The organism is Cupriavidus neocaledonicus, from assembly GCF_000372525.1.
GTDB classification, from domain to species: Bacteria; Pseudomonadota; Gammaproteobacteria; order Burkholderiales; family Burkholderiaceae; genus Cupriavidus; species Cupriavidus neocaledonicus.
Map to the genome: position 1 here is coordinate 1 of NZ_AQUR01000044.1, position 9,338 is coordinate 9,338.

Consider the following 9,338-nt stretch of genomic DNA (forward strand, 5'->3'; position numbering starts at 1 on the left):
CACGACCAACGCGATCGAGAGCATCAACGCGCAGCTGCGCAAGATCATCAAGACGCGCGGTCACTTCCCCAGCGACGAGGCGGCGACCAAGCTGCTGTGGCTGGCGCTGCGAAACATCACGGTGAAGTGGGGCAGTTCAACCCATGACTGGAAGGCTGCCATGAACCAGTTTGCGATCCTCTACGAGGAACGCTTCACCCACCCTTATCGTTAAGATATTGCTGGCTCACCGTTCCATCGACGGTGAGCCTTTACCTGCCCTGCACACAAAAAAACTGACAGGCCCTGTTTATGGGCCGCTACCCAAAACCGGAACCGGAAAGATTCAGAAGTACCGGCTACGTGAAATCGCTTGCAGCCGCGATGCCATCACTGATCTGGCTCGCTCGCAGTGAATCCGTCCCTCCTTTTATCACCCGATTGCTTCCAACACTTGAGCAGATGACCGTTCTCCGCCGTCGCAGCCATTCGGTAGCCCGCTGGCAAACGTCGGAGAAGGGTCGGAAAGAGCCCACCGGATAGAAAGTGCCAGGTTCTTGCCGCGCTCTGGGCGATTCACGAGGCATGACTCGCTTAAAGGAGAGTGTCAGTATCAATGCAGAAAACCGGCGCTCCAGCCTGCCGAACAGCCAGCCTTACCTGAGAGTGACCTTTGCCTGAAAGCGCGATGATTATCCAGCCGGTTCTTAGACGTTGCGGGAGAGCTTGACCCTGCAACCGGGATAGTTCAGGCAACCCCAGAATGCACCAGCTGGTCCCTTCCGCTCGACCATCTTGATTCCGCAGGCCGCGCATGTCGGCGTGCGATAGTCCCCCCGAAACGCCTGCTTCAGCAGCGTCGCTTGCTTGTACTGATCGAGGGCGCGTATCCGTTCGACAATACCCGCACCATCAAGCAATTGAATGCCGGCTCGCTCCGCCGACTCCTGCACCGGTCGCCCGACATAGCCAGACAACGACCAGAAAACGCCCCGACGCACCTTGTGTTCGTGCATGACACCGGCAAGCGCGCGGACCTGCTCCACCTTCACCGGCTTGCGCCATGCCTTGCATTGGACCACGGCCACGGGACCATCCCGGCCAGCCTTGTACAAGGTTGCGTCGATGCCGCCATCGGGACCGTGGGGCACGGTCTTGACGGTGAATCCCATCGCCTCGTAGTACCCAACACAAAGCAGCTCAAATCGCTTCCACTCCAGCTGCTGGAGGGCATCGAGCGTCCAGCTATTGATTTCCGGCTTTTCCGCTAAGGCGGCTGTCCGCGGCGGCGGGCCGACGTCCTCCCTGGACCCCATGGATTCACCGGAGGATTGGGATGACTTCCACCGCGACGACGATCGACTCGTGCGAGAACTCCGAGCCCTCACGGGGATTTCTTGCTGCCCTGCCCTTTCCCTACGCCGCGCACGGATGTATGACAGCACACCCAGAAAGCCGAACATGGCGGCAGGCATCCAAGCTAACGACTGGCTTAACACCGCAATGCCCGTCAACAATGGGCTCGATCCGAATATCGCTGGGACGACCCCGCGCAACACGATGTAGGCACCCACTGCGAGCGCTGCAGATACCCACCACGGCGCATCGATCAATATCTCGCTAAGCGACGGCTCCTTCCTTCTGCGACCCATTTCTCTACCTGTTGTTGTTATCCACTGCAGCCCGCGCCATCCCCCTACCGGCAAATCTACCCGATCTGACACGCACAACGGGTTGCAACGAGCCAACACCCCACCGACTACGGGTGGCAGAGCCGCCAGCCCCTACCCGGTAACTTCGCGAACTCCCGCCATAGTTTCGCTTGACGGCATCCCTTAAACTGCATCCTTCGCGCAACATCACACAAAAACCATGAGAAAAGCAGGTCGGGTCAAGACGTGGCATGCAGACAAGGGCTTTGGTTTTATCAACGTCCACGCGGACACGGATGTGTTTTTTCACATCACCGCCCTACAAACGCGTGCCGTGACGCCAACGTCTGGCGACCGCGTGAGCTTCGAACTCGGCAAAGGCCGGGACGGCAGGCCACAAGCCTTGAACGTTGCCATCGTCGGCGCAACGAAGGCGCGGTCGGACACGAGTCTTTGGCCGGTGTTCGCGGGTCTCGCGGCGTTGGGCCTCATCGCCGGCGGCGCCCTGATGGGTTATTTTCCACACCAGGCCGGCCTGGTCAGCCTCGTGACGAGCCTCATCACGTTCTTCGCCTATGGCGACGACAAGACGCGGGCCAGCCGGAATACGTGGCGCACGCCTGAGACCACCCTGCACCTGCTGGCGCTCTGCGGCGGTTGGCCGGGCGCGCTCGCCGCCCAGCACCTGCTGCGACACAAGAATCGCAAGCGGGCGTTTCAGGCGATGTTCTGGGGCACTGTCGTCGTGAACATTGGCGCGATGGTGCTTTGGCGAGCCGTCATGGCGGCCTGAGAAAGGGAAAGCCGAAGGCCGCGGTGAGCCATGTCCCGGCAAATTGCGGCTTACGGGCGTTATGTCGAATGTGCCGTGACAGACTTTCCGGGGTGAAAGCCGTCGCCGGCTTGCACGACCTTGTTCCAAGCCCGGTGCAGCATCTTCTTGCTGAGGCATCTGCCCTGCCGTATACGTATATGATCGTCGCCGGCTTGCCACGACGTCTGGGGGCCGAGCATCGGTCGCCGGGACGGACTGGCTACCTGCACGGGGATTCAGATTGCCAAACTGTACTGCGTTAGGATCAACACCGTTTGCGTCAGGCCTTGCGCCGAAAGGGTGGTCAAATACTCCGAAGGAGACTTCGGTGGATTCTTCAGAGATGCACGGTGGTCCGCCACTGCCGCTAGGACCTTCCCTGCATTCAGATCAAAGAGGTCCACGACGAAATCGTCCGGGTGGATCGCTTCGACGTTGAACTCCTTGAGCGCTGCTTCCGGAAAGTCCTTCATATTGAAGGTGATGATTGCCTCCGAGCCGCTATGAATTGCGGCCGCGACCACATGTCGATCGTCAGGGTCAGGCAACTCAATGGACTCAATAAGGTGTTCATAGCCGAAAACTAGCGAATCGCGAACGCTTCGGTTCATCAGTTCGCGCGTGCCTGCAAGACGATCCGCGGAAAGCTCCGGCCGCCGCGCGAGGAGGTTGCGAACCCACTCGTCATGAATTTGATTCGTCCATTTTGCACGGTACAGGTCGGTCAGCGCGAGCCGCATCAGCAGATCGCGCAGCGGAGCAGGATAGAGAACGCAAGCATCGTAGACGACAGCGAAGTTGGAGGTCATGCTCAATAGCCCATGTCCAACTCTTGGGCCTGCGCTGCGAGTTCGTCTAGTGCCTTGCGTCGCTCGTCATCAATGCGCTGCTTGTAGCTGACAACGTCCTGGTAGAGGACGCGCCGATGCGTGTTGACTTTACGGAACGGAATCTCGCCCTTCTCCAGAAGTTGAACCAAGTATGGGCGAGAGACGTTAAGCAGGTCCGCCGCCTCTTGCGTCGTCAGCTCGGCGTGAATTGGAATGATGGAGACGGCGTTCCCTTGGCCGATTTCGGCGAGAACCTCGACGAGAAGCCTCAGAGCAGAGGTGGGCAATGTGACACTATGCAACTCGCCCTTGTCAGTCTTGAAATCGAATTGCTGCGTATCGGATCGGCTGTCCAGTGCCACCGCCAGGCTACGGCTCGATTCCCGAGCGATAGCGCTTTCGTCTGCCGAAGGCAGCGTCGTGTTAGTGATGGTTGCGTGCATGGAAGTCCCCGGATCGTACGTGTGACGGTATGATAATTCGAAATAATCGAATTCGTAATATCCGAAACGGTGAAAACTCAGCGAAGAGGATTTTTAGCAACGTGCGCGCGTAAGAACTTGTGCTTTTTTATGCACAAACGCACGGTGCTGTGTGCACAGCAGAGGAAAGGTGCAGACGCATGGGACCCCCCCGTGGGAGGTTGCGCAATAGACAAGCGCGAGGCGGCGTCATACGAGTGATACGGGCTAGTTATCGAACCTTATCGCAGCTTTCGTGCAATGTCCGCCGTCACCCACGTCCCAGCCCCAGCGCGGGTCGATGGCGCGGTCGCCACTGAGGAGACCGCGCCCCGCTGCTCGGCGCGCTACTTGGGCGAGCACGCGCCCCGCCGGCACGCCGCCTTCAGCTCGGCGATCTCATCGTGATGGGTATCGGTTTGGACGCGCGTGAGAAGGCGTACGCTGCCGGCGTCGATCCGCAACGCATCCACTTCCAGGTATTTTCCCGAGCCGGCGGTGAGCTTGGAGAGAACCAGCGCCTGGATGCCGTCGCCGGTGATGTCGGCGAACTTCGCGCGCAGCTTACCGTCATCTCGAAAGATGGTGCCATTGCGCGAGAATACCGCGCCGGCGTCGAAATGCAGGAGCTGCGCATCCTTGAACACGGCGACGCTGTAGCTGCCCATCGAGGCCGCTTCCAGATCGCCCTCGGACAGCACAGCCACCCGCTGGTCCGGCAGCGTGATCGCGACACCATCCTTCGCCATCGCAGGCAGGCCCGCGAACCCGACCGAGGCGGCGGCGCAACAGATCAGAACGCCCTTCTTCACAGAATCCTCCTTAGGCATGGCTCAGGGTCATGCTCGGCATTGCACACTCAGCCGAACGAAGAATCAAGAGGCGTGCGGGACGGGCGCGTGCGCGCGGACTCTGGTAAAGGCGCTGCGGGGCGCCAAGTAGCACTCATGGCATGGCTGCCTCTATCCAGATTACGCCGACTGGAAAGCCTGGGCTGGGATCTGGTACTGAGGCCAGCGCCGAAGAGGCCAAGCTCGTTGACAAACTGGAGGAGTTCATCGTCTACCTGGACAACAGTCGGAGCTGCATCGTAGTGAACTACGGTGACCGCTATCGGCATGAGGAGCCCATTGCATCAGGGTTCGTCGAGTCTGCCGTCAACCAGGTGGCCAGCAAGCGATTCGTGAAACGGCAGCAGATGGCTTGGCGGCCCCGGTTCGCGCACAACCTGCTACAAATCCGGACAGCTATGCTCAATGACCAACTCCGATCGTACATTGAACGATGGTACCCCTTCATCGCCGGAGAAAAGATCGCCGCAATCCAGGCCGCCACTCGAATCGATGGAAATCCGGTAACGGACCGTCGCAGCTGGAGTGAGCCTTATCTCCCTCTCCTTCAAGCCACCGAGACACATGGCCGAAGTCTGGGCGCCAAGAATGATCGCCCCCGGTTTGGCGTAGAACCGCGCCACCTCACCGGATCTGAGTCGGCCAACTTCCTTCCCATCGACTGACAGGACGGTATCGCAAGCGCTGCCGTAGAACCCTTGGTCCCGGGTCACGACCAGCGTTGCAAACTCGCCGGGTGGCGGCGTTTGCAATCCGCTAAGCCGCTCGGAAGGTGCTGGCGCCGCCTGACTTGCGGCTATCGGCGTGGTCGAGCATGCGGAAACCAGCATGGTCACCACGCAGGCAGAGACGATTGTGCTTCGGATTAACACGTGGCCCTCCAGAAGGCTGCGACGCAATGCGTGCAGGAACTAGGCGACGATTGCGGGTCGGCTCAGAATTTGTGCCGGATACCCAAGGCGACGCCGAACATATTGCTCTGCCCGTTGCCCAGCACATAGCTGTTACCCAGCGACAGACTGTTGGCAAAGACGGTCGCGAGCGAGTCAAGCATCAAGCCGGCGTTCTTGGCATAGGCAGTGGTCACGTAGACATCGGTACGCTTGGACAGCGAGTAGTCGGCCACGAAGGAGATCTGCCACGGATTGGCCACGCTTGTATTGCCGTAAAGGTTCTTGAGATCGTCGTAGTTGTACTCGAGCGTGAGTGCCAGCGCCGGCGTGACCTGATAGTTGGCGCCGACCCAGTAGAAGTCATCGCGCTGGATCAGGGCATCGGCCGCATTCCTGTTCTGGCCCCAACGGTAGCCGCCCATGATCTTGGCCGGGCCGAAGGCATAGCTGGCGCCTACCGCGGCTTTCTTGATGGTGCCGGTGCCGGTGCCGATGGTGGGATTCCACTGGTCATAGCCCGCGGTCGCGGCGAACGGGCCGAACGTGTAAGCCAGCGCCCCGCCATAGGCGGTGTCGCGCCGGAACTGCCCCGGGACTTCGCCATTGCCGCCGATCGGAATGGGGAATCCTACCGAGGCGGGCAAGGCCACCCCGACGCCGAAGGACCAGTGCGCGAGCGCCGTCAGTCCCCCGAACTTCCCGGTGTACTTGACGGTGTTGTCCGCGCGGTAATTGGGGCCGGATTGCATGACGACCGGCTCATACTGCGTGGCATAGGCGGTCGGAGAGAAGTTGGCCAGGGCCTCGAACATCGAGGTGTATTGCCGGCCAAGGCTGACCATGCCAAGACGGCTGCTTTGGACGCCCACGTATGCCTGGCGGCCGAACAGACGGCCGCTTTGCTGCGACAAGCCGTTGTCGATGCCGAAGCCGCTTTCCAGCACGAAGAGGGCCTTGATGCCGCCACCCAGGTCTTCGTTGCCGCGCAGGCCCCAGCGGGAGCCGGATAGCCCTCCCGAAGTCAGACGGTAGGCATCGTTGGCCGGTCCCGGATTAAAACCATTGGCGGCCGTCGGCACGACGCCGGCGTGGTTGACGTATTCCACGTTGGCGTCGATCACGCCGTACAGCGTGACGCTTGACTGCGCAACGGTTGCCAGTGGCCATCCAAGCAATGACATCAAGGCCATTCTTTTCAGTGCCATGCCCGCTCTCCTCTCGTTCTTTTTTGTTGGTGGTTCAACCACGGCTTCAGTCGCTGCATGGCTGACCTTACGGCATGCTGCCAGGCAACCTGTTCGAGCATAGGAGCGTAATACGCTCTCCGCCAACATTCGATGACTGGAAACGCTCGAAACGGAAAAACAGTGTCGGCCGGTTGCAACAGTCGCCAGTGAAGCGCTCCCGGTGCGGAGCGCCTAGAATGCTGGTGAGCCAAGGCTCACAGGAGTTTGATCAGAAGTCGTTTTGGTGTCTGAAGTCCAAACACACATAACGTATCGAGGAGAACGACATGTCCGCATGCAAATTGCCCGCATTTGGTTTCGCAGTCCTGATGGCACTGACTTCGATAGGCGCGGCCGCCCAGACACCCCAGGGATCGCAACCGGGTGCGGCGCCATCCGACGTTCCCGCAGCGCCCCCGACTACGGCCCAGGCCAAGGCTTTTATCGCCGAGCGCTTCAAGGCGGCCGATGCCAACCATAATGGCAAGCTGACTCGTGACGAGGCTCAGGCGGGAATGCCAAAGGTCTACGAAAACTTCGACAAGATCGACGTGAAAAAGCAGGGTTACGTCACCGAGCGCCAGATCGGTGCCTACTGGATGAAGAAAACCAAGGACCAGATGCAGAAGGAAGATCCGATCTGGAACTGAAGGCGCTACGGATTCTTTTTAGCCGCAGAGGATGATGGAGCGGGAGAATTCGAGCCGTATCTTCCGCCCGCGGTGGTCCCGCATGCACCGAATCGATACTAAGATAAGAAACGCCCCCGACCTGCAAGGCAACGGCAACCGCAACCGCTTTAGGGAGACCGCTAGTCCCGGCTCAGCCCACGGCATTGGCGTCGCAGGACAGCTACGCTGCTGGCGGGCACGGCGGTCGACCGATACGGCTCTTTAGTACTTGGTGTCCCGCTTTTCCTGACGGCCCTCCTGCTTCGTGTCGCGCTTGTCCTGCCGGCACTCAGCGTTGCTCTTCTGATTTTCAGCCCGGCAGTCGACCTTTCCCGAACGCGCCTGCTGTTTGGCTGCCTGGTTTGCGTCTCTGCCTTGTTGACGCTGCTGCGACTGCTCGGTTGCCGGGGCAGCGCCCGATAGCGCCAGAAGACCGGCCACGGCCAGCACCCTGCCGGTCTGGCTCCAACGTCCGTTTTTCGATTCGACCATTTTCACACTCCTCCTTGCTTGGTCAGGATGACGCTCTGCTCTACTGCCAGGCCGCATTCGCATGCTCGTGTCGAGCAGACTTACGCAGCCTCTGTGAAAATTGATCATCCCTCGCTACCATTCCATATTGGCACATGACCGGCGACAAGGACGAATGGGATGCGGACATCATTCGTCAGAATAAAGGTTGGGCCGCATCAGGTGCTAGCCATAATGCAATCGGCAGGGAATCCGACATCTGAGGGCTATTTCGTTATAGCGGCCGGCAAGGCGAACCCAGGCGGGGCCTTAGCCCAAGGGTAACCCTTCGACGCCATGTTATAGCCAGTGTCATAGAGCGCTCGCATGTAATCGGTGTCGAACTCTTCCTTGTGGGGCGCCTTGAAACTCGCCGGGATGAAGGCAAGATTGAAATCAACACCATCACGCTCTGCAGTCGCATAAATGCGGTAAAGGTCGCCGATACCCTGGCTTTGAATCAACGAAGCGACCGCGCGAGAGGCAATGCTCATTGTGGAGCGCTCAACTTGCGCCCAATCCGCATCGAGTCTGGCGTTGCGGATCACATAGAGTTTGCGCTCCCGCTTGACTCCGACCGACGCCGCCTCGTCGTTGATGCGTATCCCAGCCGGATAAGCGAATACCTGTGCGACGATTCCCCCGTCAACGTGCATTTCTTGATAGGGCTTTCCGTCGACTACGACGTCGACCATCATCGGTGGGAAGCCGCCCGGGATCGAAGCTGACGCCACCATGACCTTTACGAACAGATCTAATGCCTTGGGGCCACCATAGCTTGCGATCTTACCCATGTCCCAGATGATTGCGCGCCTTGCATCAAGGTCGGCAGTGGCGACCAACAGCATGCGACCTTTTGCGTACTCCGCTGCAATCTCTTTCAGGAAGGCCTCCGTCACGGATTTTCGCGTCAGCCTTAGCAACGGCGCATTATCCGCCATGCCATCGCTCAGCACGCCTGCCAGAAAGCTACGCGGTTCCAAGACGTCTTTCGGGGAAATTGTCGTGTAGACCTCTTTCAGAGTCCCGTCGTACTTCGGCCCGAGGAAAGCGAAAGGGGCTATCAGGGCCCCGGTACTGATGCCGGTGACGAGCTTGAACTCCGGTCGCGTCCCAGTTGCGGTCCACGCATTCAGAAGGCCAGCGGCAAATGCACCATTGTCGCCACCACCAGAAATCGCGACGAACACCGCCGGTGGCATCGGGCCTTTGTGTCCCTGCCGCGCAAGGTAATCCCGTTCTCGTCTCAGTGCCTCGAAAGCCGCTTCAGTGAATTCGGGAATGTCAATCCCTGCTGTGTAGCGTACCCCGGGCATGCCAGGGATTTCAGCTCTCGCTGTTACGTCGTAAGCGACCGAGAAACGGCGTCCTAGTTTTGTAGGGTGAGTCTTGGCAGGCTTGCGTCCGCAAACACTTTGCGGACGCAAACCATGATCACTGACGATATTGAT

General features: G+C 59.6%; 10 protein-coding genes and 1 pseudogene. 4 read left to right on the forward strand and 7 right to left on the reverse strand.

Annotated features, from left to right (window positions below):
• Nucleotides 1-214 (forward strand): transposase (locus tag A3AG_RS31060; RefSeq protein WP_018003704.1); only part of this gene is annotated, 214 nt, incomplete at its 5' end.
• 472 nt (nucleotides 215-686) lie between these two features.
• Here the strand turns inward: A3AG_RS31060 and A3AG_RS34420 are convergent.
• Complete coding sequence (locus tag A3AG_RS34420) at nucleotides 687-1,295, reverse strand: restriction endonuclease (protein ID WP_018003705.1); 609 nt, start codon at nucleotides 1,293-1,295, stop codon at nucleotides 687-689.
• Between the two features lie 556 nt (nucleotides 1,296-1,851).
• Between A3AG_RS34420 and A3AG_RS0100630 the strand changes: the two genes are divergently transcribed.
• Complete coding sequence (locus A3AG_RS0100630) at nucleotides 1,852-2,424, forward strand: DUF1294 domain-containing protein (protein ID WP_012354459.1); 573 nt, start codon at nucleotides 1,852-1,854, stop codon at nucleotides 2,422-2,424.
• Between the two features lie 257 nt (nucleotides 2,425-2,681).
• On the opposite strand, the gene A3AG_RS0100635 is transcribed toward A3AG_RS0100630, so the two are convergent.
• The 3 genes from A3AG_RS0100635 to A3AG_RS31065 all read right to left on the reverse strand — a co-directional run bounded on the left by A3AG_RS0100635 (nucleotide 2,682) and on the right by A3AG_RS31065 (nucleotide 4,548).
• Nucleotides 2,682-3,254, reverse strand: coding sequence for a PIN domain-containing protein (locus A3AG_RS0100635; protein ID WP_018003706.1), 573 nt, complete (start codon nucleotides 3,252-3,254; stop codon nucleotides 2,682-2,684).
• A gap of 2 nt (nucleotides 3,255-3,256) precedes the next feature.
• Nucleotides 3,257-3,718: an excisionase family DNA-binding protein gene (locus tag A3AG_RS0100640; protein ID WP_012354456.1), complete on the reverse strand. Its 462-nt coding sequence runs from the start codon at nucleotides 3,716-3,718 to the stop codon at nucleotides 3,257-3,259.
• Between the two features lie 365 nt (nucleotides 3,719-4,083).
• Nucleotides 4,084-4,548, reverse strand: a complete 465-nt coding sequence (locus A3AG_RS31065) for a PliI family lysozyme inhibitor of I-type lysozyme (RefSeq protein WP_018003707.1) — start codon at nucleotides 4,546-4,548, stop codon at nucleotides 4,084-4,086.
• A 130-nt stretch (nucleotides 4,549-4,678) separates the two neighbouring features.
• On the opposite strand from A3AG_RS31065, the pseudogene A3AG_RS34425 reads away from it, so the two are divergent.
• A pseudogene (locus A3AG_RS34425) lies at nucleotides 4,679-5,054 on the forward strand (ISKra4-like element ISBte1 family transposase); the annotation flags it as partial.
• A 467-nt stretch (nucleotides 5,055-5,521) separates the two neighbouring features.
• On the opposite strand, the gene A3AG_RS0100655 reads toward A3AG_RS34425, so the two are convergent.
• Nucleotides 5,522-6,685 (reverse strand): porin, encoded by a 1,164-nt coding sequence (locus A3AG_RS0100655; RefSeq protein ID WP_012354452.1) that lies wholly within the window; start codon nucleotides 6,683-6,685, stop codon nucleotides 5,522-5,524.
• A gap of 308 nt (nucleotides 6,686-6,993) precedes the next feature.
• Here A3AG_RS0100655 and A3AG_RS0100660 point away from each other — a divergent pair, with 308 nt between their 5' ends.
• Nucleotides 6,994-7,356 (forward strand): CREC-EF hand family protein, encoded by a 363-nt coding sequence (locus tag A3AG_RS0100660; RefSeq protein WP_012354450.1) that lies wholly within the window; start codon nucleotides 6,994-6,996, stop codon nucleotides 7,354-7,356.
• A 243-nt stretch (nucleotides 7,357-7,599) separates the two neighbouring features.
• Here A3AG_RS0100660 and A3AG_RS0100665 read toward each other — a convergent pair whose 3' ends face one another.
• The gene (locus A3AG_RS0100665) at nucleotides 7,600-7,869 is read right to left on the reverse strand and encodes a hypothetical protein (RefSeq protein WP_012354448.1); all 270 of its coding nucleotides are present in this window, start codon (nucleotides 7,867-7,869) and stop codon (nucleotides 7,600-7,602) included.
• A 245-nt stretch (nucleotides 7,870-8,114) separates the two neighbouring features.
• On the reverse strand, nucleotides 8,115-9,338 hold a 1,224-nt coding region (locus tag A3AG_RS0100670), incomplete at its 5' end, for a patatin-like phospholipase family protein (RefSeq protein ID WP_420866462.1).